At 70.8% G+C, this 23,327-nt stretch carries 19 protein-coding genes; 11 read left to right on the top strand and 8 right to left on the bottom strand.

Annotated features, from left to right (window positions below):
* The first annotated feature begins 177 nt into the window (after nt 1-177).
* Nucleotides 178-1,212 carry a cation diffusion facilitator family transporter gene (locus tag ACIPV1_RS11405; protein ID WP_123938848.1) on the top strand — a complete coding sequence of 345 codons (1,035 nt, stop codon included), beginning with the start codon at nt 178-180 and terminating at the stop codon, nt 1,210-1,212.
* Between the two features lie 23 nt (nt 1,213-1,235).
* Here ACIPV1_RS11405 and ACIPV1_RS11400 read toward each other — a convergent pair whose 3' ends face one another.
* The gene (locus ACIPV1_RS11400) at nt 1,236-1,835 is read right to left on the bottom strand and encodes a TetR/AcrR family transcriptional regulator (RefSeq protein WP_123938849.1); all 600 of its coding nucleotides are present in this window, start codon (nt 1,833-1,835) and stop codon (nt 1,236-1,238) included.
* A gap of 32 nt (nt 1,836-1,867) precedes the next feature.
* Between ACIPV1_RS11400 and ACIPV1_RS11395 the strand changes: the two genes are divergently transcribed.
* The 4 genes from ACIPV1_RS11395 to ACIPV1_RS11380 are packed head-to-tail and all read left to right on the top strand — an operon-like array spanning nt 1,868 to nt 7,021.
* A complete protein-coding gene (locus ACIPV1_RS11395; protein WP_402726386.1) occupies nt 1,868-3,487 on the top strand; it encodes an ABC transporter substrate-binding protein in 1,620 nt (539 codons plus the stop codon).
* A 5-nt stretch (nt 3,488-3,492) separates the two neighbouring features.
* The gene (locus tag ACIPV1_RS11390; protein WP_402726385.1) at nt 3,493-4,494 is read left to right on the top strand and encodes an ABC transporter permease; all 1,002 of its coding nucleotides are present in this window, start codon (nt 3,493-3,495) and stop codon (nt 4,492-4,494) included.
* Nucleotides 4,491-5,384: an ABC transporter permease gene (locus tag ACIPV1_RS11385; protein ID WP_402726384.1), complete on the top strand. Its 894-nt coding sequence runs from the start codon at nt 4,491-4,493 to the stop codon at nt 5,382-5,384. The genes ACIPV1_RS11390 and ACIPV1_RS11385 overlap by 4 nt, the downstream gene beginning before the upstream one ends.
* Nucleotides 5,381-7,021: an ATP-binding cassette domain-containing protein gene (locus ACIPV1_RS11380; protein ID WP_402726383.1), complete on the top strand. Its 1,641-nt coding sequence runs from the start codon at nt 5,381-5,383 to the stop codon at nt 7,019-7,021. The genes ACIPV1_RS11385 and ACIPV1_RS11380 overlap by 4 nt, the downstream gene beginning before the upstream one ends.
* Before the next feature lie 148 nt (nt 7,022-7,169).
* Here ACIPV1_RS11380 and proP read toward each other — a convergent pair whose 3' ends face one another.
* Together proP and ACIPV1_RS11370 are read right to left on the bottom strand one after the other, a co-directional pair.
* Nucleotides 7,170-8,756, bottom strand: a complete 1,587-nt coding sequence (proP, locus tag ACIPV1_RS11375) for a glycine betaine/L-proline transporter ProP (RefSeq protein ID WP_235035912.1) — start codon at nt 8,754-8,756, stop codon at nt 7,170-7,172.
* Nucleotides 8,757-8,909: 153 nt separating this feature from the next.
* Nucleotides 8,910-10,172, bottom strand: coding sequence for a hypothetical protein (locus ACIPV1_RS11370; protein ID WP_402726382.1), 1,263 nt, complete (start codon nt 10,170-10,172; stop codon nt 8,910-8,912).
* Between the two features lie 213 nt (nt 10,173-10,385).
* Here ACIPV1_RS11370 and valS point away from each other — a divergent pair, with 213 nt between their 5' ends.
* A complete protein-coding gene (gene valS, locus ACIPV1_RS11365) occupies nt 10,386-12,980 on the top strand; it encodes a valine--tRNA ligase (RefSeq protein ID WP_402726381.1) in 2,595 nt (864 codons plus the stop codon).
* Nucleotides 12,981-13,045: 65 nt separating this feature from the next.
* Nucleotides 13,046-13,297, top strand: coding sequence for a hypothetical protein (locus tag ACIPV1_RS11360; RefSeq protein WP_123938854.1), 252 nt, complete (start codon nt 13,046-13,048; stop codon nt 13,295-13,297).
* An 81-nt stretch (nt 13,298-13,378) separates the two neighbouring features.
* On the opposite strand, the gene ACIPV1_RS11355 is transcribed toward ACIPV1_RS11360, so the two are convergent.
* Nucleotides 13,379-14,215 carry an alpha/beta fold hydrolase gene (locus ACIPV1_RS11355; protein ID WP_123938855.1) on the bottom strand — a complete coding sequence of 279 codons (837 nt, stop codon included), beginning with the start codon at nt 14,213-14,215 and terminating at the stop codon, nt 13,379-13,381.
* Between the two features lie 122 nt (nt 14,216-14,337).
* Here ACIPV1_RS11355 and ACIPV1_RS11350 point away from each other — a divergent pair, with 122 nt between their 5' ends.
* Nucleotides 14,338-14,937 (top strand): TetR/AcrR family transcriptional regulator, encoded by a 600-nt coding sequence (locus ACIPV1_RS11350; RefSeq protein WP_123938856.1) that lies wholly within the window; start codon nt 14,338-14,340, stop codon nt 14,935-14,937.
* Between the two features lie 256 nt (nt 14,938-15,193).
* Nucleotides 15,194-17,218, top strand: a complete 2,025-nt coding sequence (locus ACIPV1_RS11345; protein ID WP_402726380.1) for a M3 family metallopeptidase — start codon at nt 15,194-15,196, stop codon at nt 17,216-17,218.
* 213 nt (nt 17,219-17,431) lie between these two features.
* Here the strand turns inward: ACIPV1_RS11345 and clpX are convergent, their stop codons facing one another.
* The gene (clpX, locus tag ACIPV1_RS11340) at nt 17,432-18,712 is read right to left on the bottom strand and encodes an ATP-dependent Clp protease ATP-binding subunit ClpX (RefSeq protein ID WP_111084519.1); all 1,281 of its coding nucleotides are present in this window, start codon (nt 18,710-18,712) and stop codon (nt 17,432-17,434) included.
* A gap of 233 nt (nt 18,713-18,945) precedes the next feature.
* Between clpX and ACIPV1_RS11335 the strand changes: the two genes are divergently transcribed.
* Entirely contained in the window at nt 18,946-19,674 is a 729-nt protein-coding gene (locus ACIPV1_RS11335; protein WP_123938858.1) for a YcnI family protein, read from the top strand.
* 50 nt (nt 19,675-19,724) lie between these two features.
* Nucleotides 19,725-20,330: a copper resistance CopC family protein gene (locus ACIPV1_RS11330; RefSeq protein ID WP_185094262.1), complete on the top strand. Its 606-nt coding sequence runs from the start codon at nt 19,725-19,727 to the stop codon at nt 20,328-20,330.
* A 180-nt stretch (nt 20,331-20,510) separates the two neighbouring features.
* On the opposite strand, the gene ACIPV1_RS11325 is transcribed toward ACIPV1_RS11330, so the two are convergent.
* The 3 genes from ACIPV1_RS11325 to tig all read right to left on the bottom strand — a co-directional run bounded on the left by ACIPV1_RS11325 (nt 20,511) and on the right by tig (nt 23,303).
* A complete protein-coding gene (locus ACIPV1_RS11325) occupies nt 20,511-21,170 on the bottom strand; it encodes an ATP-dependent Clp protease proteolytic subunit (protein WP_111075987.1) in 660 nt (219 codons plus the stop codon).
* Nucleotides 21,171-21,196: 26 nt separating this feature from the next.
* A complete protein-coding gene (locus ACIPV1_RS11320) occupies nt 21,197-21,826 on the bottom strand; it encodes an ATP-dependent Clp protease proteolytic subunit (RefSeq protein ID WP_111084515.1) in 630 nt (209 codons plus the stop codon).
* A gap of 169 nt (nt 21,827-21,995) precedes the next feature.
* On the bottom strand, nt 21,996-23,303 hold the full coding sequence (gene tig, locus ACIPV1_RS11315; protein WP_402726379.1) for a trigger factor: 1,308 nt from the start codon (nt 23,301-23,303) through the stop codon (nt 21,996-21,998).
* Between the last annotated feature and the right edge of the window lie 24 nt (nt 23,304-23,327).

Raw genomic sequence — 23,327 nt, 5'->3', positions numbered from 1 at the left:
GCCACGCCGTGCTGTCCGCACGTCACGACCGCTCGTGTTCGGGTTCGGTGCGGCCCGGTCCGCCCGGTTCTACTGACGAACCGCTCGCGCGGACCGCGTTCTTCCGGGAGCTCCCCGGTGATGGCCGGATCGACGCTCGTGTGACACGAGTTTAGCGGACGGGAGCATGCTGGAGGGATGCCCGACGACTCTGCCTCCGGCGAACGCCCGGAGTCCTCCCTCACCGTCATCATCGCCTTCGGCGCGAACCTGCTCGTCGCGATCGCGAAGACCATCGCGTCGCTCATCTCGGGTTCGGCCTCGATGGTGGCCGAGGCGGCGCACTCGTGGGCGGACACCGGGAACGAGATCTTCCTGCTCGTCGCCGAACGACGGGGCGCGCGGAAGCGCGACACCGCACACCCGCTCGGGTACGGCCGCGAGACGTACATCTGGTCGATGTTCGCCGCGTTCGGGCTGTTCACCGCCGGCGCCATCGTGTCGATCTACCACGGCATCTCCGAGCTCGGCGAGACGGGTCCGGCCGAGGACGTCCTGCTCAACTACATCGTGCTCGCGCTGTCGTTCTGCCTCGAGGGCACGAGCTTCCTGCAGGCGTACCGCCAGGCGCACGGAGCGGCGACGAAGCGCAAGGTGCCGGTGCTGCGCCACGTGCTGCAGTCCTCGAACCCGACGCTGCGGGCCGTGTTCGCCGAGGACGCCGCTGCGCTCATCGGCCTCGTCGTCGCGTTCCTCGGGGTGTTCCTGCACCAGATCACCGGCCTGGCGATCTTCGACGCGATCGGGTCCATCGCGATCGGCCTGCTGCTCGGGGTCGTGGCGATCATCCTCATCGACCGCAACCGCCGCTTCCTGCTCGGCGAGAGCACGTCGCCCGAGCTCGAGAACGCCGTGCTCGTCGAGCTGCTCGGCCGCTCGCAGATCGAACGTGTCACCTACCTGCACCTGGAGTTCGTCGGACCGTCGCGGGTGTACCTCGTCGCCGCCGTCGACCTGACGGGCAACGAGAACGAGGAGCACGTCGCGGTGCGGTTGCGCGACGTCGAGAAGTCGCTCGAGGACAGCCCGTACATCGAGGAAGCCGTGCTGACGCTGAGCTACCCGGGCGACGCCTCGCTGCGGCCGACGAGCGACGAGGTGCCCGAGGTGGTGCGCGACGGGACGGCCTCGGACGTGGCCGCCGGCGGCGCCGGGACGCTGCGCACCGACTGACGCGCGGGCGCCCGTCGCCGGCGTCAGCGGGCGTCGAGGCCGGCGACCACCGGGGTCAGCGCCGCCGCGACGTACTCGACGAGCGGCCGGCGGGCCACCCCGTCGGCGACCCACACCCCGAACGCCGCAGCAGCCGCCCCGAGCACCGCGCCCGAGACCGTCTGCGGCCAGAGCGACCCCGGCTGCTCCCCCGTGCGCCCGGCCACGAAGGCGGCGACGGCCCCGTGCTGCGCCATCACCCGGACGGCGACCCCGGCGACGAGCTCGGAGCCGATGCCCATCACCTCGGCCTGCGCGACCGCCCACGGCACCCGCTCGGGGTCGTGGGCCCGGGCCGCGGCGAGCAGGGCCTGCTCCACCGCACGCACCGCGCTGGGTTCGGTCGAGGCCGCCAGGTACCCGGGCAGCCCCGCGACCGCGGCGTCGAGCTCGAGCCACATCACGTCCGACTTCGCCGTGAAGTAGTTGAAGAACGTCGCGCGACTGACCCCCGCACGCACGGCGATCTGGTCGACCGTGGTGCGTGCGTACCCCTGCTCGAGGAACAGCTCGGCAGCGGCGTCCGCGAGGACCTCGGCGCTCGAGCGTCGGGGCCGGCCACCGCGGCGGATCGGTTCGTCCATGGGCCCCAGTAAACCGCTAGACTCGTTCAGCCATGATCTTGGACTCAGTACAGAAAACCGTCGCCGCCGTCGCGAGCGCCACCGCCGTCGTCCTCGTCCTCGCGGGGTGCAGCGGCGCCGGGACGAGCACCACGAGCAGCAAGCCGGTGAGCGGCGGGACCCTGACGTACGCCTCCGGCGACGCCGAGCCCACCTGCCTCGACCCGCACGTCGGCGGCAACTACCCGCAGGCGCTCCTGGCGACGCAGTACATCGAGGAGCTCGTCGGGCTCGAGGACGGCGAGCCGACGCCCGAGCTCGCGACGAAGTGGACCACGAGCGACGACGGCAAGACCCTCACCTTCACGCTGCGCGACGACGTCACCTTCACCGACGGCACCCCGTTCGACGCCGCCGCCGTCGTGGCGAACATCGAGCACGTGCAGGACCCGGCCACCGCGTCGAGCACCGGGTACCTCGCGCTGCAGTCCATCACGAAGGCGACGGCCACCGACGACCACACCGTGAGGCTCACCCTGAGCCGTCCGGACAGCGCGCTGCTCGAGTCCTTCTCGCAGCCGTGGGTCGGCATGGAGTCCCCGAAGGCGCTCGAACGCAAGCAGGCGACGAACTGCGAGTCGCCCGTCGGCACCGGCCCGTTCGAGGTCACCGGGTGGAAGCACGGCGACCGCGTCACCCTGACGAAGAACACCGACTACTGGGGCACGACGAAGCCGCGCCTGTCCGGCATCACCTGGCGCTTCCTGCCCGACTCGACGTCGCGCTACGCGGCGCTGCAGTCCGGCCAGGTCGACGTCATCGACAACGCGCAGCCCGACCAGCTCAAGGCTGCGTCGGCGAAGGGCGCCATCCGCGACCTCGACGCCCCGCGCCCCGGTGCCTCGAACCGCCTCGAGTTGAACTCCGGCCACGGCGTGTTCCGTGACGAGGCCGTGCGGCAGGCGTTCATCGCGGGTGCCGAGATCGACCCCGGCCTGCAGTCGCTGTTCCTCGGCACCGCGAAGCGCTCGTACTCCGTGCTCTCGAGTGCCGAACCGCTGGCCTACTCCGAGAAGAGCCGGTTCGACTACTCGCCGACGAAGGCGAAGCAGCTGCTCGACGACGCCGGCTGGAAGGTCGGGTCGGACGGCATCCGCGTCAAGGACGGCCAGCAGCTCACCGTGACGTTCCCGGTGTCGACGAACCAGTCGGTGCCGGCCGAGCGCAGCCTGTTCCAGCAGATCCAGGCGTCCGAGAAGGCCGTCGGGTTCAAGGTCGTGCTCGACGAGCTCGACCTCTCCAGCTGGTACGCGGCCCTCGCGGCGAACGAGTACGACCTGGTCAGCGCCCCGTACACGAAGGTCGGCCCCGACGTCCTGCGGATCCTGTACGACAGCGCGAGCATCGAGCCGGCGCCGTCCGGGTACTTCGCGAACCTCGCGCAGCTCGACGACCCCGCACTCGACACCCTGCTCGAGCAGGCGGCCCGCACCTCGGACGCCGACGAGCGCGCCGACCTGTACGAGCAGGCGCAGAAGACGATCCTGGCGAGCGACACCGTGCTCCCCCTCTACGATCAGCAGAACCACTTCCTGGTGCGCTCGGCCGTGCACGGCATCCAGACGACCTCGGTGTCCACGCCCTGGTTCGGCACGGCCTGGATCGACCGCTGACGCGGATGCCCTGGGTGTGGTGGGCCGTCCGACGGCTCGCGGGCGGGATCGGCGTGCTCTGGGCCGTCGCGACGATCGTGTTCGTCGCGATCCGGCTCATCCCCGGCGACCCCGCACTCGCGATCCTCGGTGGTCCGGGCTCGCAGGCCTCCGCCGAGGCCGTCGCCCAGGTCCGGCACGAGTACGGCCTCGACCAGCCGGTGCTCGTGCAGTACGCGGTGTTCCTCGGACGCCTCGCCACCCTGCAGCTCGGTGACTCGTACGCCTTCCGCACCCCGGTCGCGACGCTGCTCGGCCAGCAGCTGCCCGTCACGCTCACCCTGGCGGTGGCCGGGCTCGTCGTCGCCTGGGTCCTGGCGATCGTCGCGGCCTGGTGGTCGACGCAGCGCGGTCGGTTCGCAGCCGGGCTGACGAGCGCGCTGAGCGTCACCGCGAGCGTGATGCCGCACTTCTGGCTCGGCAGCGTGCTCATCGTGGTGTTCGCGAGCGCCCTCGGTTGGGTGCCCGCGGTCAGCGACGGAACCGTGCGCGGCTGGGTGCTCCCGGTGCTGACGGTGGCCGTCCCGGTCGCTGGGTACCTGGCCGAGACCGTGCGCGACGGGGTCGTCGACGCGCAACGGTCCGCCTTCGCCCTCGCCGCGCGGGGCCGTGGTGAGACCCGCCTCGGGCTGTTCGCCCGGCACCTGCTCCGCCACGCGGCGCTGCCCGGGATCGCCCTGTCCGCCTGGGCGTTCGGGTCCCTCGTGTCCGGCGCCGTCGTCGTCGAGTCCGTGTTCGCGCTGCCCGGCATCGGTCGCGCCCTGGTGACCGCGGTGACGCAGCGGGACATGCCACTCGTCGCCGGCATCGCGCTGGTGTCCGCCACTGCCTACGTCGTGGTGCTCGCGATCGCCGACCTCGTCGAACGTGTCGTCGACCCGCGCACCGGCGCCCCGCGCACAGGACGCGCGCGTGCTCCGCGCGCCGCCCGACGCCGTGGAGCCGACCACGAGGCGGCCGCGCGGTGAGCGGCATCGCCGAGCCGAGCCTCCCGACCGACCGGTCCGCCGACGGACGCCCGGCAGCCGGACGCGGTCCCCGCGCCCTCGGCGTCCCCGGCGCCGTCGCGGGTGCCGTGGTCCTGCTCGCCGTCGTGGCGGCCGCGTGGCCGGCGCTGCTCGGCGGCGCCGACCCGCTCGCGGTGCACCCGTCCGAAGCGCTGCTCGCACCGAGCGGCGCCCACCCGTTCGGCACCGATGAATCCGGACGCGACGTCCTGTCCCGGGTCGTCGCCGGCACGCGGGCCTCGCTCGTCGTCGGTGTCGCCGCGACCCTGATCGGCGGCGGGACCGGCGTCGTGCTCGGGGTCGTCGCCGGCCTGGGCGCCGGTGCCGGGCGTGTCGGCCGGCTGCTCGACGCCGTGATCGGCCGCGTCACCGAGGTCGCGTTCGCCCTGCCGCTGCTGCTCGTCGCCCTCGTGGTCATCGCCGTCACCGGCCCCGGCCCGGTGCCCGCCGTGCTCGCCGTCGGCTTCGCCACCGCCCCCGGCTACGCCCGCATCGTCCGTGGTCTGGTCCGCGCTGCCCGGTCGTCGCAGGTCGTCGAGACCGCCGTGCTGCTCGGCCGCTCCCCCGTCCGCATCGTCGTCCGGCACGTCCTGCCCACCGCACTCTGGCCCGTCGTCGCGGTCGCCACGCTCGGCGTCGGTCAGGCGATCGTCTGGGCCTCGGCGCTGAGCTACCTCGGCGTCGGCACACCGCCCCCGGCTCCGGAGTGGGGCGCGATGCTCGCCGACGGCCGGACCTACCTGCAGACCGCACCGTGGATGAGCACCTTCCCCGGGCTCGCCATCGTGGTGGTCGCGACCGCCGTCACCGTGCTCGGTCGCGCGATCCGCCGAACAGGAGTCGTCCGATGACCACCGTCCTCGAGGTCCAGGCGCTGCACGTCGCCATCGCGGGCACGCCGATCGTGCACGACGTCGCCCTGCGGGTCGACGCCGGCGAGTGCGTCGCCCTGGTCGGCGCGTCCGGCTCCGGCAAGACCGTCACCGCCCGCGCCGCGCTCGGCCTGTCCGCACCCGGCTCCGCCGTCCGCGCCGACGCCTTCACCGTCGCCGGCCTCGACGTCCGCGCGTTCTCCGATCGTCGGTGGCGCCAGGTGCGCGGGTCTCGGGTCGGCTACGTCGGCCAGGAGGCCCTGGGCGCGTTGGACCCGCTGCGTCCCGTCGGACGCGAGGTCGCCGACAGCCTCCGCCTGCACACCGAGTTGGGTGCGGCCGAGCGCGTGGACGCCGTGCGCGATGCCCTGCGCGCGGTGGGTCTCGACCCGGACATCGCGACCGACGGCCGACTCGCCGGCACGCTGTCGGGCGGGATGCGGCAGCGGGCCCTCATCGCGGCGGCCACCATCGGGGCGCCAGCGCTCGTGGTCGCCGACGAGCCCACGACCGCGCTGGATGCCGGGGTCGCGGTCACCGTGATGGAGCAGCTGCGGGCGGCGCAGCAGCGCGGGGCGGGGCTGCTCGTGATCACGCACGACCTCGGGCTCGTCGCGGGGTGGGCCGACCGGGTGGCCGTCATGCACGAGGGCCGGATCGTCGAGCAGGGCCCGGTCGCCTCGGTGTTGCAGGATCCGCAGCACGCCGCGACGCAAGCCCTGGTGCGCGCGGCCACTGGCGCTCGGTGCGAGGTTGATCACTCCGTGCGAGCTTCCGACGACGCACGGAGTGATCAACCTCGCACGGGGCGCGGCGGGAGGGCTGGCGGAAGGGCTGGGGTGCTCGTCGCCGCGGGCCTCGCGCGCGACTACGAGGGCGTCCGCGCCGCCGACGACGTGTCGTTCGGGCTCGACCGCGGGCGAGTGCTCGGGGTGATCGGCGCCTCGGGGTCGGGCAAGACCACCCTGGCGCGGATGCTCCTCGGGCTCGAGACGCCCGACGCCGGCACGGTCTCGCTCGACGGAGCCCCCTGGGTACCGCTCCCCGAACACGACCGACGACCCCGACGCCACCGCGTCGCGGCCGTCGTGCAGGACCCCGGCGCCACCTTCGACGAGCGGTGGTCGGTCGAGCGGGTCCTCGCCGACGCGTTCTCGCGGGGCGACGACCGCCGCGCCCGTGGTTCCCTCGCCGCCCGGGTGGACGCAGCCCTGCGACAGGTGGACCTCGACCCGGCGCTCCGGCCGCGGTCGCCGCTGACCCTGTCCGGTGGGCAACGGCAGCGACTCGCGATCGCCCGGGCACTCGCCACCGACCCCGAGGTGATCGTCCTCGACGAGCCGGTCACCGCCCTCGACGCCACCGTGCAGGACGCCGTGCTGACCCTGCTCGAGCGGCTCCGCGACGACACCGGCGTGGCGATGGTCTTCGTGTCGCACGACCTGCGGGCCGTTCGACGGATGGCCGACGACGTGCTGGTCGTGCACCGGGGCGCGGTCGTCGAGCACGGCCCCGCCGCGACGGTGTTCGCGCGCCCGGCGCATCCCGTGACCGCGCACCTGCTGCAGGCCGCGGAGCGGCTGGCGACGGGCCCCGCAGCCGACTTCGCGGGCTGAGCGACAGTTCGCGCGGTGCCGCGTCCGCGAACTGTCGCTGCGCGCGTGACGTCACCCACGGCCCTGAACGTGACCGGAGGCCCGGTGCGCGTCCGTGGCGGACGTGCACCGGGCCTCCAGGGCGGGTTGCCACGGGGCGGCCCCGGGGTCAGGAGTCGGCGGACTCCTTCTTCGCAGCGTCACCCGAGATGATCGGGATCTCACTCGTCGCGAACTCCTTCGCCCAGTCGGACTGCGCGAACTCCGAGTTCGGGTCGTTGTAGTCGTCGATCACGCCGGCGACCTCGTCCTCGGAACCGACCGTCGGGCCGGAGCCCATGAGCGGGGTGGCGGCGGTCTCCTTGGTGAAGTACACCGCGACGAGCCCGATGACGGCGGCCAGCATCAGGTAGAAGGCCGGGATGTCCTCGGCCCAGCCGTAGCCGGCGTCCTTCGCGGCGTTGATGAGCGCCGAGGTCGCGAGCGGGGTCGTGCCACCGAACAGCGACACCGAGACGTTGAACGCGATCGCCAGGGCGCCGTAGCGGATGATCGTCGGGAACAGCGCGGGCAGCGTCGACGGCATGGTCGAGGTGAACGTGACGAGCACGACACCGAGGATGAGCAGGCCGGAGAACACCCCGACGCCCGTGCCGGTCTGGACGAGCTTGAGGGCCGGCCAGGACAGCAGGATGAAGCCGATGCAGCCGGCGGCGAGCACCGGGCGACGACCGAACTTGTCGGACAGCCGGCCACCGAACGTGATGACGACCATCATGAGCAGCATCACGACGACGATCAGGATGAGGCCGAACGTGGCGTTCTGACCGAGGTTCTGCTCGAGGTAGGTCGGCATGTACGACAGCAGCATGTAGTCGGTCACGTTGAAGACCAGGACCAGGCCGATGCAGATGATGAGCGCGCGCCAGTTCTCGGCGAAGAGCTTGAGGAACGGGGTCTTCTGCCCCTCGCGCTCGGCGGCCTGCTCCTGCTGCTTCTGGAAGGCCGGGGTCTCCTCGAGCTTGAGGCGCAGGTACAGCCCGATCAGGCCGAGCGGGCCCGCGATGATGAACGGGATGCGCCAGCCCCAGCTGAGCAGGGCGTCCTCGGACAGGCCGAACTGCAGGCCGGTGACGATCGAGGCGCCGAGCACGTAGCCGGCCAGGGTGCCGAACTCGAGCCACGAGCCCATGAACCCACGGCGCTTGTCGGGCGAGTACTCGGCGATGAAGGTCGCGGCGCCGCCGTACTCACCGCCGGTCGAGAAGCCCTGCACGAAGCGGGCCACGAGCAGCAGGACCGGGGCCCAGAAGCCGATCGAGTCGTACGACGGGATCAGGCCGATCATCAGCGTGCCGGCGGCCATCAGGATCATCGTCAGCGCGAGGACCTTCTGCCGGCCGATCCGGTCGCCGATCGGACCGAAGACGGCGCCACCGATCGGTCGGACGATGAACGCCGCGGCGAAGAAGCCGAAGGTCGCGACGATGTTCGCGGCCGGGTCGCCCTGCGGCAGGAAGACCTGCGAGATCGTGACGGTCAGGTACGCGAAGATGCCGAAGTCGAACCACTCCATCGCGTTGCCGAGGGCGGCGGCCGCCACAGCGCGCTTGAGCAGCGACTCCTCGACGACGGTGACGTCGTCCTTCGTCAGGTTGCGCCGAGCGCGCTTCGCAGCGCCCTTCGTGCGCAGCGGTCGGTCGCCGTGCGGCAGCGGCCGATCGCCGTGCGGGTGGGGTGCGTCGTTCGGTGCCAAGTCGTTCCTCCGGTGTGCGGTGCGTCCTTCGGGCGTCCGGCGGACGGCAACGGTGCAGTTCCTGCGAACCCGCGCTCGCCGGACAAACCCCGACAGACTACCAGGTCTCCGGCGTGTCCGACAGGTCGGTGTGGTAATCGCCGCTCCGACGCGTCACCGATCGGAGCGGAGGAAAACCGGGGCTGCCCGGACCCGCACCGACGCCGCACCGCGGACCACGGTCAGCCGGCTCGTCGCCCCGGTCGCCGAGACCAGCGAGGAGCCGCCCGGCACGCCGACCGACGTCGTGCGGACTCCCGACGTCGACCAGAGGACGCGGACCACGTCCCCGCCCGAGCCGTACCTGACGATCCAGACCCCGCCCGTGCCGGCCCGTTCGACCGCCACGAACCGGCGATCACCGACGGTGCGCACGAGGACCGCGTAGGCCGCGGCAGCCCGCCGCGCCGTGTACCCACCACTGGCGGAGCCGTACAGGCCGTACCCGGTCGGTGTCGACCCCGCGTCGTTCAGGGTGAACGGCACGACGAGCGTGACACCGAGGTGCGCGGCGAGCGCTCCCCAGCGCACCAGCCAGGCGGACTGCACTGCGGGGGTGACGGTACCCGCCTGCCCCAGCGGACCGGCCTGCCAGCCGCCTTCGGTCCACCAGACCGGGACGGAGCGGTGTTGCGCCGTGAGGGCCGTCCGGAGCTCCCGCATCGCGGGCCCCAGAGTCGTCTCCGGCGGTCGTGTCCCGGTGTACGCGTGGACCGACACCGCGTCGACCGTCGCCGGACCACCTGCGGCGAGCCACTGCCGGAGCCACGGGTGCAGGCCGTCCGCCCCGAGCAGGCTCATGGCGGGACCCGCCACCACGGAGCCCGGCGCCGCGGCGTGGACGGCCGCGGACGCCGCCCGGGTCAGTGCGACGTAGCGTGCAGCACTGCGGGCCTCCGGCGCGACGGTGTTCGGCCACTCGTTCCAGATCTCGTACCCCGCCACGTCCGGGCCGAACGTCGCGGCGACGAACCCCGCGTACCGCGCGAACGCGGCGATGCCGGCGGCTGTGGTCGGACCACCACCGCCGTCGTGGTGGGGATTGCCGTAGTCGAGGACGATGAGCGGTCGGATCCCCGCCGCGCGGAGACGGTCGACGGACTTCCGGTACGACGCGGGCATGACGAGTTCGTCCCGGGCCTTCTCGACGCCCGTCCACCACAGGTCGACCCGAGCGGTCCCCACGCCGAGCCCCGCCGCGAGGGCCACCTTCGCGCCGTCCGCCGTGGTGTCGATGCCGGAACCGATCCCGAACCGAGCCGAACCGGTCGCGGCCGCAGCCGCGGCCGCGGCCGCAGCCGGCACCGGCGGGGACATCGGCAGGAGCAGCGCGGCCACACCGACGAAGGCGGTCGCGACTTTCTCGAAGGTATTCACGGATTGCACCCTACGAGCATTTCCGATCAATGCAAACAATTGCATTCGTGCGGCATTTGCGTATTTCCGCCGAAAGAATTCCCCATCCAGCATTCCCGCGGTCGACTCCGGGTCTCCGGCACCGGGTAACCTTGGGACACCACGCACCAGGCGTGGACACTCAGGCACCTCATCACGGACTCGGTGCCGCACACACGCACGGAAGGCGCAGCCATGACCAAGCCCATGCCCGAGAAGCCCAGCGTCGACGGACTCGAGCAGGTCTGGGGGCCGGTCTGGGAGCAGGACGGCACCTACCGCTTCGACCGTGACGCCGCCGGCCACCGCGACGCCGTCTACTCGATCGACACCCCGCCGCCGACCGCCTCCGGGTCGCTGCACATCGGGCACGTCTTCTCGTACACGCACGCCGACCTCAAGGCGCGGTTCGAGCGCATGCGGGGCAAGCACGTCTTCTACCCGATGGGCTGGGACGACAACGGCCTGCCGACCGAGCGCCGCGTGCAGAACTACTACGGCGTCCGCTGCGACCCGACCCTCCCCTACGACCCCGACTTCACGCCGCCGTTCGAGGGCGGCGACGGCAAGTCGTCGAAGGCCGCCGACCAGCTGCCGATCTCGCGCCGCAACTTCATCGCGCTGTGCGACCAGCTGACCGTGCAGGACGAGCAGCAGTTCGAGGAGCTCTTCCGCACCCTCGGCCTGTCGGTGGACTGGACGCAGTCGTACCGCACCATCGACGACACCTCGCGGGCGAGCGCGCAGCGTGCCTTCCTCCGCAACCTCGCGCGCGGCGAGGCCTACCAGGCCGACGCCCCGACCCTGTGGGACGTCACGTTCCGCACCGCGGTCGCGCAGGCCGAGCTCGAGGACAAGGAGATGCCCGGCGCGTACCACGGCATCGCGTTCCACCGTGCGGACGGCGGCGACGACGTCGTGATCCAGACGACCCGTCCCGAGCTGCTGCCGGCGTGCGTCGCCCTCGTCGCGCACCCGGACGACGAGCGGTTCCAGGACCTGTTCGGCACCACGGTCCGCTCCCCCCTGTTCGACGTCGAGGTCCCGGTGCTCGCACACCACCTGGCGCAGAAGGACAAGGGTGCCGGCATCGCGATGGTCTGCACCTTCGGCGACACCACCGACGTGGTCTGGTGGCGCGAGCTGCAGCTACCGAACCGCGCGATCCTCGGCTTCGACGGCCGCGTCCGTTCCGACGAGCCCGCGTGGATCGAGTCGGCGAGCGGCAAAGCCCTCTACGCCGAGATGGCCGGCAAGACCGTGTTCTCGGCGAAGAAGGTCGTCGTGGACGCCCTGACCGAGTCCGGCGAGCTCGTCGGCGACGTCAAGACGATCAACCACCCGGTGAAGTTCTTCGAGAAGGGCGACAAGCCCCTCGAGATCGTCTCGACCCGCCAGTGGTACATCGTCAACGGCGCCCGCGACGACGCCCTGAAGACGACGCTCCGCGCCCGCGGCGAGGAGATCGCGTTCCACCCCGACTTCATGCGCGTCCGCTACGACAACTGGGTCGGTGGCCTGTCCGGCGACTGGCTCATCTCGCGCCAGCGCTTCTTCGGCGTGCCGATCCCGGTCTGGTACCCGCTCGACGCCGACGGCAACCCGGTGTTCGACCAGCCGATCGTCCCGACCGAGGCGCAGCTGCCCGTCGACCCGTCGTCGGACCCGGCACCCGGCTACTCCGAGGACCAGCGCGGCGTGGCCGGCGGGTTCCAGGGCGAGCTCGACGTCATGGACACCTGGGCCACCTCGTCGCTCACCCCGCAGCTCGCGGGCAAGTGGGAGACCGACCCGGCGCTGTACGACCTGGTGTACCCGTACGACGTCCGCCCGCAGGCGCAGGACATCATCCGCACGTGGCTCTTCACGACGGTGCTCCGCAGCCAGCTCGAAGCGGACACCGTGCCGTGGAAGCACGCGAGCATCTCCGGCTTCATCGTCGACCCCGACCGCAAGAAGATGTCGAAGTCGAAGGGCAACGTCGTCACGCCGCTGTCGATCCTCGAGCAGCACGGTGCCGACGCGGTCCGCTACTGGGCGGCCTCGTCCAAGCTCGGCACCGATGCGGCGTTCGACCCGCAGAACCCGAAGCAGATCAAGGTCGGCCGTCGTCTGGCCATCAAGGTCCTGAACGCCGCCAAGTTCGTCTACGGCTTCCCGCTGCCCGAGGGCGCCACGAGCGTGACCGAGGCACTCGACGTCGACATGCTCGCCGAGCTCGGTGCGGTCGTCGAGCAGGCCACCGCCGCGTTCGACGGCTTCGACCACGCCCGCGCGCTCGAGATCACGGAGCGGTTCTTCTGGACCTTCTGCGACGACTACCTCGAGCTCGTGAAGGAGCGTGCCTACGGCACGGCGGCCGACGCGACGCACGAGACCCAGGCGAGCGCCGTCCTGGCGCTGCGCGGCGCGATCGACGTGCTGCTCCGACTGCTGGCACCGTTCCTCCCGTACGCGACGGAAGAGGTGTGGGCCTGGACCCACGAGACCAGCGTGCACCGGGCCTCCTGGCCGACCGCTGCTGACCTGCCCACCGACGCGGCCCCCACCGGGCTGCTCGCGGCCGTCGGACAGGCGCTCATCGGGATCCGCGGCGCGAAGACGTCGGCGAAGGCGTCCCAGAAGACGCCTGTCACGCGTGCCGTCGTCGCCGCGCCGACCGAGACGCGGGCGCTCATCGAGCGCGCGGCGGTCGACCTGGCGGCCGTCGGCCGCATCGAGAACCTGTCGTTCGTCGACGGCGACGAGCTCGCCGTCACCGAGATCGAGCTGGCGGAACAGCAGGCGTAACGTCGGTCGTCCGGGCCGGGTCGCGTCGGCGACCCGGCCCGTCCACCACCGGACAGGAGGCACGGATGCAGTTGGGCACACGATGGAGCGTGGGTGGGGAGCCGCCTGCGCGACTGCCCGAGGCGATGGTCGTCGCCGTGCGCGGGGTCGAGGACGAACTGGCGGCCGAGTCGGTCGACACGGGGACCTGGGGCTGGACCCTGACCTTCCTCGAGGGCAAGCCGATCGTCGAGCTCGACGACGGCACCTCGATCCACCTCGACGATGCCGGGCGCGCCCAGGTCACGAACCCCGACGACGCCGCGGAAGAGGACTGACGCGGGGCGCGTTCGCTCGGTGAGCAGAAATGGTCGGGTCCCCGGTGGGAACCCGACCATTTCTGCTCACGATGCGAGCGGCTACTCGGCGAGCCAGGTGAGCAGGACCTCGTTCACCTCGGCGGTGTGCGTGGTGAGCAGGCCGTGCGGGGCACCCTCGATCTCGACGTACTTCGCGGCCGGCAGGGCCTTGGTGAAGCGGCGACCGGTGGCGTCGATCGGCAGGATGTTGTCCGCCGTGCCGTGCACGATGAGCGCCGGGACGGTGACCTTGGGGATGTCCTGACGGAAGTCGGTCGGCCAGGTCAGCGGTGCTGCGGCGGACGCGATCGCACCCGAGCCGGCGGCGATGTTCCAGGCGTTGCGGACGGCCTCTTCCGAGATGCGCGAGCCGAGGTTCTCCGACAGGTTGAAGAAGTCCTGGTAGAAGTTCGTGAAGTACGCGTACCGGTCCTTCTTGACGTCGGCGGCGATGCCCTCGAAGAACGACATCGGGCCGGCGCCGTCGGGGTTGTCGTCGGTGATGGCCAGGAAGGGCTCGAGCGAGGCGAGGAACGCGACCTTCGCGATGCGGTCCTGTCCGTGGCGGCCGATGTAGCGGGCGATCTCGCCGGTGCCCATCGAGAAGCCGACCAGGATCACGTCGCGCAGGTCGAGGGTCTCGAGGACGGTGTGCAGGTCGTCGGCGAAGGTGTCGTAGTCGTAGCCGGTGCTCGGCTGTGAGGACTGCCCGAAGCCGCGGCGGTCGTACGTGATCACGCGGTAGCCGGCCTCGAGCAGGGCCGGGGTCTGACCCTCCCACGAGTTGCCGTCGAGGGGGAAGCCGTGGATCAGCACGATCGGCTGTCCGGTTCCCTTGTCCTCGTAGTGGAGTTCGATGTCGACGCTGTTCTCGGTTCCGACGGTGATGGCACCCATGATCGTTTCCTTCCCTGAGCCTCGCGGAGAACGTCCGTTCTCCGTCGATGTGCCTTACACTAGAGAACGATCGTTCCCGGCGCAACTCGGGAACGGTGAACACGCAGCGAACGGGGTACGTCATGGCAACCAGCACCATCAGCACGGTCGACGCCGGCGTCCGCGCACACATCGTGGACGTCGCCGACCAGCTGTTCTACGCGCGCGGCATCCAGTCCGTCGGCATGGACGAGATCCGCACGGGCGCAGGCGTCTCGCTGAAGAAGCTCTACGCGGCGTTCCCCGGCAAGGAGCAGCTCATCGCGGCCGTCCTGTCCGGGCGGCACGACCTGTGGGAGCGCGGCGTGCACGGCGCGGTCGAGGCGGCCACGACCCCGCGCGACAAGCTGCTCGCCGTGTACGACTTCCTCGAGTCGTGGTTCGGCGACGACACGTTCCGCGGCTGCGGGTTCATCAACGCCTTCGGCGAGCTCGGCGCGACCTCGCCCGCGGTCGCCGAGATCGCCCGCGACCACAAGGACTCGTTCCAGCGGTTCGTGCAGGAGCTCACCGCCGAGGTCGTCGCCGATCCGGACCGTGCCGAGGAACTCGCCGCACAGCTCGCCCTGCTCGCCGAGGGCGCGCAGACCACTGCTGCCATCGCCGGCACCACGGAACCTGCAGCGCACGCCCGCCGTGCCGCGTCGACGCTGATCGAGGCCGCGACGGGGCCGTCCCGCTGACCTGGTCGTTCCGGGCGTACCCGGTCGTTCCGGGCGTACCTGGTCGGTTCTTCCGACCAGGTACGCCCGATTCCGCTTTCCAGTCCGGTCGCGATGGGAAGGAACGCGACCACAGGGCGGACTGGGCCCACGCCGCCGGTTCCGGTGCGACGCGCCAGCGGCGCGACGGCCGTGCCGGTGGGGGGAGGCGCGGGGCCAGGCCGCCACGGGCCTCCCGTCCGCCCCGTCGCGGCGCGACGTCCGTAGGGTGGTTGCCATGGCAACCCCGTTCGACGTCCCGAGCACCCTCCCCTACGCCCTGCCGCCCTTCGGCGACGTGCGACTCGAGCACTACCGACCGGCCTTCGAGGCCGGCATGGCCGAGCAGCGCGCCGAGGTCGAGGCCATCGCCACCGATCCGCACGCACCGACGGTCGAGAACACCCTCATCGCCCTCGAGCGCTCCGGGCAGCTGCTGACCCGTGTCAGCCACGTGTTCTTCACGCTGTCGTCGGCGGACTCGACGCCGGAGCTGCACGACCTCGAGGCCGAGGTCTCGCCGTTGCTCGCCGCCCACCGCGACGCGATCACGCTGGACTCCCGGCTCTACGCCCGCGTGCAGTCCGTGCTCGACGGCGCCGCAGCCGCCGGGCTGGAGGGCGAAGCGCTCCGCCTGGTCGAGCGCACCCACGCCGAGATGACCCTGGCGGGCGCCGGGCTCGACGACGCCGGCAAGGAGCGCCTGACCGCGATCAACCAGGAGCTGTCCACGCTCACCACCACCTTCGAGCGCAACCTGCTCGAGGACACCAACGACTCCGCCGTGCACGTGACCAACGAAGCCGAGCTCGAGGGGCTCGACGACGGCGCGAAGTCCGCCGCTGCCGGTTCCGCTGCGGACCGCGGCCTCGAGGGCTGGCTCATCACCCTGCCGCTCTACACCGGCCACCCGTGGCTGCCGTCGCTCGCGAACCGCGACCTGCGCGAGCGCATCATGCACGCCTCGCTCGCTCGCGGCCGCCGCGGCAACCAGTACGACAACCGCGAGGTCCTGCTGCGCATCGTGCGGCTCCGTGCCGAGCGCGCCGAACTGCTCGGGTTCCCGAACCACGCCGCCGTCGTCACCGCCGACGAGACGGCGAAGACCCCCGAAGCCGTCGACGGCCTGCTGTCGTCGCTCGTCGGCGCTGCGGCACGGAACGCCGACGACGAGCGGGCCGTCCGGTCCCGCACGGTCGGGTTCGACATCGAGTCGTGGGACTGGGCGTACGCCACCGAGATCCTGCGCGGCGAGCAGTTCGCCGCGGACAGCTCCGCGCTCCGACCGTACTTCGAGGCCGACCGGGTTCTGCGCGACGGTGTCTTCCACGCCGCGGGTGCCCTCTACGGCCTGACCTTCACCGAGCGCCCGGACCTGCACGGCTACAACGACGAGGTCCGTGTCTTCGAGGTCACCGGCGAGGACGACGAACCGGTCGGGCTCTACCTGCTCGACCTGTACACGCGCGACGGCAAGCGCGGCGGCGCTTGGATGAACCCCGTGGTCGAGCAGTCCGAGCTGCTCGGCACGCTGCCCGTCGTGGTGAACAACCTCAACGTCGCGAAGCCGGCGCCCGGGTCGCCGACGCTGCTCATCCAGGACGAGGTCGAGACGCTCTTCCACGAGTTCGGCCACGCGCTGCACGGCCTCATCGCCCGCACCACGTACCCCCGGTTCTCGGGCACGAACGTCGAGCGCGACTTCGTCGAGTTCCCGAGCCAGGTGAACGAGATGTGGGTGTCGTGGCCGTCGGTCCTGGCGAACTACGCGAAGCACCACGAGACCGGTGCCCCGCTGCCGCCCGAGCTCGTCCTGGGCCTGAGCGAGTCCGAGGGCTTCAACGAGGGCTTCGGCACGACGGAGTACCTGGCCGCGGCGTTGCTCGACCAGGCGTGGCACCGGCTGTCCTCCGCCGACGCCGCTGCGGTCACGTCCGTCGAGGACTTCGAGCGGAACGCCCTCGCCGCCGCCGGCATCGCCGTCGAGGCCGTGCCCCCGCGCTACTCGTCGACGTACTTCGCGCACACGTTCTCGGGCGGGTACGACGCCGGGTACTACGGCTACATCTGGTCCGAGGTGCTCGACGCCGACACGGTCGAGTGGTTCCGCGACAACGGCGGGCTGGACCGTGCAGCCGGTCGACGCTTCGCGGAACGACTGCTGGGCGTCGGTGGCTCGAAGGACCCGCTCGAGGCGTACCGCGACTTCCGCGGCCGCGACGCCGAGGTCGGCCCGCTGCTGCGTCGCCGCGGCCTCGAGTAGGGCGCTGCGCGCGGGAGGTCCCCTGCGGGGACCGGGCGTACCGCGTCGAATCGGGCGTACCTGATCGGAACTTCCGACCAGGTACGCCCGATCTCACTTTCCATCGCAGCCGTCATGGGAAGAACCAGGCGTCGACCCGCGGGCCGTGCCGACCGCCCCACCACGACGAAGCCCCGCACCGATCCGGTGCGGGGCTTCGGAGCGAGCGGAGCGCTACGCCGACTTCTCGACGCGCTTCGCCCGCGGCCGGGGCACGATGGTCGGCGCTGCGTTCTCGAGCACGGACTCGCGGGTGATCACCACGCGGGCGACGTCGTCGTCGGACGGGACGTCGAACATCACCGGGCCGAGGACCTCTTCGAGGATGGCGCGCAGGCCACGGGCACCGGTCTGGCGCAGCACAGCCAGGTCGGCGATCGCCTCGAGCGCGCCCTGGTCGAACTCGAGCTCGACGCCGTCGATCTGGAACATCCGCTGGTACTGCTTGATCAGCGCGTTCTTCGGCTCGGTCAGGATCTGCATGAGGGCGGCCTGGTCGAGCTGCGACACCGTGGTGACGACGGGCAGACGACCGATGAACTCGGGGATCAGGCCGAACTTGTGCAGGTCTTCCGGCAGGACCTCGGAGTACAGGTCCTGGTGGTCGGTCGCACTGTGCAGCGGCGCCCCGAAGCCGATCCCCCGCTTGCCGACGCGCGAGGACACGATGTCCTCGAGTCCGGCGAACGCACCGGCCACGATGAACAGGACGTTCGTCGTGTCGATCTGGATGAACTCCTGGTGCGGGTGCTTGCGACCACCCTGCGGCGGGACCGACGCGACGGTGCCCTCGAGGATCTTGAGCAGCGCCTGCTGCACGCCTTCGCCGGAGACGTCGCGCGTGATCGACGGGTTCTCGGCCTTGCGGGCGATCTTGTCGACCTCGTCGATGTAGATGATGCCGGTCTCGGCGCGCTTGACGTCGTAGTCGGCGGCCTGGATCAGCTTGAGCAGGATGTTCTCGACGTCTTCACCGACGTAGCCGGCCTCGGTCAGGGCGGTGGCGTCGGCAACGGCGAACGGCACGTTGAGGCGCTTCGCCAGGGTCTGCGCCAGGTAGGTCTTGCCGCAGCCGGTCGGGCCGATGAGCAGGATGTTCGACTTCGCGATCTCGATGTCGTCGCGGTCTTCGGCAGCGGTGATCTGCCCCTGCGCACGGATGCGCTTGTAGTGGTTGTAGACGGCCACGGCGAGGGCGCGCTTCGCCGGGTCCTGCCCGATGACGTACTCCTGCAGGAAGTCGAAGATCTCGCGCGGCTTCGGCAGTTCGAAGTCACCGCTCGAGGTGTCCTCGCCGGCTTCTGCCAGACGCTCCTCGATGATCTCGTTGCACAGCTCGACGCACTCGTCGCAGATGTAGACACCCGGACCGGCGATCAACTGCTGGACCTGCTTCTGGCTCTTGCCGCAGAAGGAGCACTTGAGGAGGTCCCCGCTCTCTCCGATGCGTGCCATTGCCGTGCCTCCCTGGTTGGACGTGCCGGCCCGCGCACTCGCACCGGCCGCTGGTGCACCGCTGCTGGTGGGCACCTCGTCGTGGACACGAGCCTAACCGCAACCGGTGACACCGACCGTGCGGCGCCGCGGGATTTCGCGCGCGCGTTCGCCCAGGGCGTTCGGGCCTGCTACCGTGATCCAGTCTTCTCTACAAGTTGTAGAAACACCGTCCCGACCATCGAAGGATCCCCATGCAGAAGCGTCTCGCCGCCGGCGGCGCCGTCACCCTCGGCGCCGTGGCCGTCATCGTCCTCGGCACCGCCGGCGCAGCCAGCGCGCACGTGTCCGCGACGGCCACCTCGACCGCCGCGAACTCGTACACCACGGCGACCTTCTCGGTCCCGCACGGCTGCGACGGCTCCCCCACCACGAAGATCGAGTTCCAGGTGCCGGAGTCCGTCATCGAGGTCACCCCCACCGTGAACCCGAACTGGAAGATCACGAAGGCGACCGAGCCGTACACGAGCCCCTCGGCCGCGGCCGACGGTGAGCACGCCGAGGATGCCGCCGAGCGCGTCACGAGCATCACCTACACCGCGAAGACCCCGCTCCCCGCCGACGAGCGCGACACCTTCGCCCTCTCCTTCTCGCTGCCGGACGGCAAGGCCGGCGACCTCGTCGAGTTCCCCGCGATCCAGACCTGCGAGAAGGGCTCGGTCGAGTGGAACCAGGAGCAGCAGGCCGGCGAGGCCGAGCCCGAGCACCCGGCCCCCTCGATCACGCTGACCGCGGCCGAGGCCACGGACGACGACGGTGACCCGGTCGCCGCCACCCCGACCGCCGAGGCCGCAGCCGGCTCGACGACCCCCGCGGACCCCGACCTGGTCGGCCGCTTCCTCGGCCTGGGCGGTCTGGTGCTCGGCGCCGTCGCCTTGGTCGTCGCCGTCGCCGGCACGCGTCGTCGGAGCTCCACCAAGTGACGCAGCGCGGCTCGCGTCGGACTCGGCTGCGGTCCTCTGCCTGGAGGCTCGTGGCCGGGTCCGCCGCGGCCGTCGCGATCGCGGGCGGTGCGGTCCTCGGGCTCGCGGGTCCCGCCAGCGCGCACAACTACCTGATCGCGTCCACCCCGGAGGTCGGCGGCACGCTCACGAGCCTGCCGAAGGCGTTCGAGATCACCACGAACGACAAGCTGCTCGACATCGGCGACTCCGGGTCGGGGTTCGCCTTCCGGGTCGTGGGTCCGGACGGGAAGTACTACGAGGACGGCTGCGTCGACATCGACGGCCCCTCGATGACCACGCCCGCCGCACTCGGCGACTCGGGGAAGTACACCGTCGAGTGGCAGATCGTCTCCGCCGACGGCCACACCGTCTCCGACGAGTACGCCTTCACGTGGAAGGCCCCGTCCGGCTTCTCCGCGGCCTCGGGGTCCACCACGCCGCCCACCTGCGCCACCGCGGGAGACGACTCCACCGAGGCCGCCACCACCGGCACCGCCTCGGGTGACACCGACTCGGCCGCGACCGACGCGCTCTGGATCGGCGCCGGAGGCGTCGTCCTCGTCGCCGCGGTCGTCGCGGTCCTGCTGCTCCTGCGGCGCCGCCCCGCGCCCGAGACGGACGACACCGAAGACTGAGCCGACGGGGCGGACCCGCGCCGCGCCTCCAGGCCGGTGTGCTGGCGAGCCGGCGCACCCAGGTTCCACGACTCGCCGCTCAGGTCCGCCGAGGTTCCACGGCACGTCGAAAGGGCGGTCGAGATTCCAAGATCTTGGAACCTCGACCGCCCTTCGTCGGCGCCGAAGCGGCCTACGGTGCTACTTGACGAGCGCCGGCAGGTTCTTGCGGCTGGTGAGGACCTGGTCGATCAGGCCGTACTCCACGGCTTCCTGCGCGGACATGATCTTGTCGCGCTCGATGTCGTGGTTGATCTCCGCCGGCGTCTTGTTGGAGTGCTTCGACAGCGTCTCCTCGAGCCAGGTGCGCATGCGGAGGATCTCCGCCGCCTGGATCTCGATGTCCGACGCCTGTCCGCCACCCTGCTGGACAGCAGGCTGGTGGATGAGCACGCGGGCGTTCGGCAGGGCCAGACGCTTGCCCGGCGTGCCACCGGCGAGGAGCACCGACGCGGCCGAGGCGGCCTGACCGAGGCAGACCGTCTGGATCTGCGGACGGATGTACTGCATCGTGTCGTAGATCGCCGTCATCGCGGTGAACGAGCCACCGGGCGAGTTGATGTACATGACGATGTCGCGGTCGGGGTCCATCGACTCGAGCACGAGCAGCTGGGCCATGACGTCGTCAGCCGACGCGTCGTCGACCTGGACACCGAGGAACACGATGCGGTCCTCGAAGAGCTTCGCGTACGGGTCCTGGCGCTTGTAACCGTAGGCCGTGCGCTCCTCGAAGCTCGGCAGGATGTACCGATCAGAGGGAGCCGGGACGTTCTGCGCGCCACCGAGCATTGGGAGATGCATTCTCGTTTCCTTTTCTTCGGTGGGGGTCAGGACTGGGCGTCGGGGTCGGCAGCCGCGGTCGGCGTCGCGCCGTCACCGACGGTGCCACCACCGCCGACGACCTCGGCCGACGAGGCACGCAGGTGGTCGACGAAGCCGTACTCGAGGGCTTCCTGCGCGCTGAACCAGTTGTCGCGGTCGTTGTCCTTGAGGACCTGCTCGATCGACTTGCCGGTCTGCTCGGCCGTGAGCTCCGCCATGCGCTGCTTCATGTCGAGGATGACCTTGGCCTGCGTCTGGATGTCGGCAGCGGTGCCGCCGAACCCGCCGGACGGCTGGTGCAGCAGGACGCGGGCGTTCGGCGTGATGTAGCGCTTGCCCGGCGTGCCGGAGGACAGCAGGAACTGTCCCATCGACGCTGCCAGGCCGATGCCCACGGTCACGATGTCGTTCGGGACGAACTGCATCGTGTCGTAGATCGCCATGCCGGCGGTGATCGAGCCACCGGGCGAGTTGATGTAGAGGTAGATGTCCTTCTCAGGGTCCTCGGCGGCGAGCAGCAGCAGCTTGGCTGCGATCTCGTTCGAGTTGTCGTCGCGGACCTCGGAGCCGAGCCACACGATCCGGTCTCTCAGAAGGCGGTCAAAAACACTGGGGTTCAGTGTTGCTTCGGCCATGGAAAAGCTCCCGTTCAGTTGTCGCTTGTTGTCGAACTTATCGGTTGCAACGCACCACTTCGCGTGTGTTCGCCGACAGCAATGCGGTGGTGCGGAAAACACGAGACGGGAGGCACGGTGCCAGCTGGCACCGTGCCTCCCGTCTGTATCGCTGGTGGCGTCGAGTTCGTTACTCGGCGTCCTCAGCAGGGGCCTGCGCGACGCCCGCCGTGAAGGCGGACAGGTCGACTGCGTCGCCGTTGGTGTCCTTGACGGTCACCTTCGACAGGACGGTCGCGACTGCCTTCGAGCGGGCGACCTCGCCGACCATGCCCGGGATCTGGCCGTTCTGGTCGATGACCTTGATGAACTCGGCCGGCTCCATGCCGTACTGCGCAGCAGCCTGGATGAGGTACTGGGTCAGTTCCTCCTGGGAGACCTGGATCTCCTCCTTCTCGGCGATGGAGTCGAGGAGGATCTGCGAGCGGAAGGCCTTCTCGCTGGACTCGGAGACCTCCTTGCGGTGCTCGTCGTCCTCGAGGCGGTTCTCCTGCTCGAGGTGACGGTGCACCTCGTCCTCGATGAGCTGCTCCGAGATCGGGATGTTGACGTCCTCGATGAGCTTCTCGACGAGCTTGTCGCGAGCCGCGGCGCCCTGACCGAAGGTCTTGGACTTCGCGATCTGCTCCTTCAGGTCCGCCTTGAGCTCGTCGATCGTGTCGAACTGGCTGGCGATCTGGGCGAACTCGTCGTCGGCCTCGGGGAGCTCGCGCTCCTTGACGGCGGTGACGGTGACGGCGATCTGGGCGGTCTCGCCCTCGCGGTCGCCACCGACGAGCTTCGACTCGAAGTTCGTCGACTCGCCGGCGGTCAGGGACTCGAGCGCCTCGTCGATGCCCTCGAGCAGGTCGCCGGAGCCGATCTCGTAGGAGACGCCGGTGGCCGAGTCGACCTCGTCGTCGCCGATGCTGGCGGTCAGGTCGATCTGCGCGAAGTCGCCGGTCTTCGCCGGACAGTCGACGGTCACGAGCGTGCCGAAGCGGGTGCGCAGGTTCTGCAGCTCCTCTTCGATCTCGTCGTCCGACACCTCGACGGCGTCGACGGTGAGCTCGTACGCGGAGTAGTCCGGCAGGTCGAACTCGGGGCGGACGTCGACCTCGAAGGTGAGGACGAGGTCGCCCGCGAAGTCGGCGAGGTTCGGCAGTTCGGCGACGTCGGCCTCGGCACGGCCGAGGATGCGCAGCTCCTGCTCTTCGACCGCCTGGCGGTAGAAGTTGTCGATGGCGTCACCGACGGCGTGGTTCAGGACCTCGCCACGGCCGACGCGCTGGTCGACGATCGCCGGCGGGACCTTGCCCTTGCGGAAGCCGGGGATGTTGATCTGCTCGGCGATGTGCTTGTACGCGTGGTCGATGCTCGGCTTGAGATCTTCCGGCGTCACGTTCACGGTGAGCTTGACGCGGGTGTCGCTCACCTTGTCGACGGTGCTGGTGGCCACGGGATGTTCTCCTGTTGGTTGACG

Source organism: Curtobacterium sp. NPDC089991 (genome assembly GCF_044748425.1).
Classification (GTDB): Bacteria; Actinomycetota; Actinomycetes; order Actinomycetales; family Microbacteriaceae; genus Curtobacterium.
Note: the sequence above shows the minus strand (reverse complement) of the source record. Positions and strands in the feature narration are given on the sequence as shown.

Excerpts from the sequence above, each read along its gene's own strand:
- ACIPV1_RS11325 (WP_111075987.1), bottom strand. The coding sequence starts at position 21,170 with ATGCATCTCCCAATGCTCGGTGGCGCGCAGAACGTCCCGGCTCCCTCT.
- ACIPV1_RS11380 (WP_402726383.1), top strand. The coding sequence starts at position 5,381 with ATGACCACCGTCCTCGAGGTCCAGGCGCTGCACGTCGCCATCGCGGGC.
- ACIPV1_RS11390 (WP_402726385.1), top strand. The coding sequence starts at position 3,493 with ATGCCCTGGGTGTGGTGGGCCGTCCGACGGCTCGCGGGCGGGATCGGC.
- ACIPV1_RS11345 (WP_402726380.1), top strand. The coding sequence starts at position 15,194 with ATGGCAACCCCGTTCGACGTCCCGAGCACCCTCCCCTACGCCCTGCCG.
- ACIPV1_RS11395 (WP_402726386.1), top strand. The coding sequence starts at position 1,868 with ATGATCTTGGACTCAGTACAGAAAACCGTCGCCGCCGTCGCGAGCGCC.
- ACIPV1_RS11320 (WP_111084515.1), bottom strand. The coding sequence starts at position 21,826 with ATGGCCGAAGCAACACTGAACCCCAGTGTTTTTGACCGCCTTCTGAGA.
- ACIPV1_RS11350 (WP_123938856.1), top strand. The coding sequence starts at position 14,338 with ATGGCAACCAGCACCATCAGCACGGTCGACGCCGGCGTCCGCGCACAC.
- clpX (WP_111084519.1), bottom strand. The coding sequence starts at position 18,712 with ATGGCACGCATCGGAGAGAGCGGGGACCTCCTCAAGTGCTCCTTCTGC.
- ACIPV1_RS11360 (WP_123938854.1), top strand. The coding sequence starts at position 13,046 with ATGCAGTTGGGCACACGATGGAGCGTGGGTGGGGAGCCGCCTGCGCGA.
- ACIPV1_RS11335 (WP_123938858.1), top strand. The coding sequence starts at position 18,946 with ATGCAGAAGCGTCTCGCCGCCGGCGGCGCCGTCACCCTCGGCGCCGTG.
- valS (WP_402726381.1), top strand. The coding sequence starts at position 10,386 with ATGACCAAGCCCATGCCCGAGAAGCCCAGCGTCGACGGACTCGAGCAG.
- ACIPV1_RS11355 (WP_123938855.1), bottom strand. The coding sequence starts at position 14,215 with ATGGGTGCCATCACCGTCGGAACCGAGAACAGCGTCGACATCGAACTC.
- ACIPV1_RS11405 (WP_123938848.1), top strand. The coding sequence starts at position 178 with ATGCCCGACGACTCTGCCTCCGGCGAACGCCCGGAGTCCTCCCTCACC.
- ACIPV1_RS11400 (WP_123938849.1), bottom strand. The coding sequence starts at position 1,835 with ATGGACGAACCGATCCGCCGCGGTGGCCGGCCCCGACGCTCGAGCGCC.